Origin of the sequence: Streptomyces sp. E2N166, from assembly GCF_003671715.1 — a bacterium.
GTDB lineage: Bacteria > Actinomycetota > Actinomycetes > Streptomycetales > Streptomycetaceae > Streptomyces > Streptomyces thinghirensis.
Map to the genome: position 1 here is coordinate 1 of NZ_RAIF01000029.1, position 1,695 is coordinate 1,695.

The 1,695-nt window shown below is 69.8% G+C and carries 1 protein-coding gene; it reads right to left on the reverse strand.

Translation table 11 applies throughout. The features are described 5' to 3' along the window. Positions 1 to 1,692, reverse strand: a 1,692-nt coding sequence (locus tag EBH09_RS22015; protein WP_121748688.1) for a biotin carboxylase N-terminal domain-containing protein, incomplete at its 3' end; no start/stop codon positions are given. Positions 1,693 to 1,695 lie beyond the last annotated feature (3 nt).

Genomic DNA, 1,695 nt, shown 5'->3' on the forward strand with positions numbered 1-1,695 from the left:
CTTGTGGGCGTTGAGGGGCTGTTCCATCTTCATGGCTTCCAGGACGACGATCAGGTCGCCTTCCTGGACTTCCTGGCCTTCCTCGACCGCGATCTTGACGATGGTGCCCTGCATGGGGGAGGCGAGGGTGTCGCCGGAGGCGGCGGGGCCGGACTTCTTCGCCGCGCGGCGTTTGGGCTTGGCGCCGGCCGCCAGGCCGGTGCGGGCCAGCGACATGCCCAGGCTGGAGGGGAGGGAGACCTCCAGGCGCTTGCCGCCGACCTCGACGACGACCGTCTCCCGGCCGATCTCGTCGTCCGCCTCGGTGCCCGCGGGAGCCGCGAACGGCTTGATGTCATTGACGAACTCTGTCTCGATCCACCGGGTGTGCACCCTGAACGGGTTGATGTAACCGGTCAGTTCCGGCGCGAAGGCCGGGTCCTGGACCACCCTGCGATGAAACGGAATCGCGGTGGCCATGCCTTCGACGGTGAATTCCTCCAGGGCGCGGGAGGCGCGTTGGAGGGCTTCGGCGCGGGTGCGGCCGGTGACGATGAGTTTGGCGAGCAGGGAGTCCCAGGCGGGGCCGATGACGCTGCCGGTTTCGACGCCGGCGTCGAGGCGGATGCCGGGGCCGGTGGGTGGGTCGAAGAGGGTGACGGTGCCGGGGGCGGGGAGGAAGCCGCGGCCGGGGTCTTCGCCGTTGATGCGGAACTCGAAGGAGTGGCCGCGCAGGGCGGGGTCGTCGTAGCCGAGTTCTTCGCCGTCGGCGATGCGGAACATTTCGCGGACGAGGTCGATGCCGGCGACTTCTTCGGTGACGGGGTGTTCGACCTGGAGGCGGGTGTTGACTTCGAGGAAGGAGATGGTGCCGTCGGTGCCGACGAGGAATTCGACGGTGCCGGCGCCGACGTAGCCGGCTTCCTTGAGGATGGCTTTGGAGGCGGTGTACAGCTCGTCGACCTGGGCCTGGGTCAGGAACGGGGCGGGGGCTTCTTCGACCAGTTTCTGGTGGCGGCGCTGGAGGGAGCAGTCGCGGGTGGAGACGACGACCACGTTGCCGTGGGTGTCGGCGAGGCACTGGGTTTCCACGTGGCGGGGTTTGTCGAGGTAGCGCTCGACGAAGCATTCGCCGCGGCCGAAGGCGGCGACCGCCTCGCGGACGGCGGAGTCGTAGAGTTCGGGGACTTCTTCGAGGGTGCGGGCGACTTTGAGGCCGCGTCCGCCGCCGCCGAAGGCGGCTTTGATGGCGATGGGCAGGCCGTGTTCCTTCGCGAAGGCGACGACCTCTTCCGCGCCGGAGACGGGGTCGGGGGTGCCGGCGACCAGGGGGGCGCCGGCGCGCTGGGCGATGTGGCGGGCGGCGACCTTGTCGCCGAGGTCGCGGATGGCGTGTGGGGGCGGGCCGATCCAGATCAGGCCGGCGTCGAGGACCGCCTGGGCGAATTCCGCGTTCTCGGAGAGGAATCCGTAGCCGGGGTGGATGGCGTCCGCGCCGGACTCGCGTGCGGCGTTGAGGACCTTGGCGATGTCCAGGTAGCTGGTGGCGGGGGTGTCACCTCCCAGGGCGAACGCCTCATCAGCGGCGCGGACATGCAGAGCGTCCCGGTCCGGGTCCGCGTAGACGGCCACGCTCGCGATCCCGGCGTCCCGGCAGGCCCGGGCCACACGGACAGCGATTTCGCCACGATTGGCGATGAGCACCTTGCGCACGAT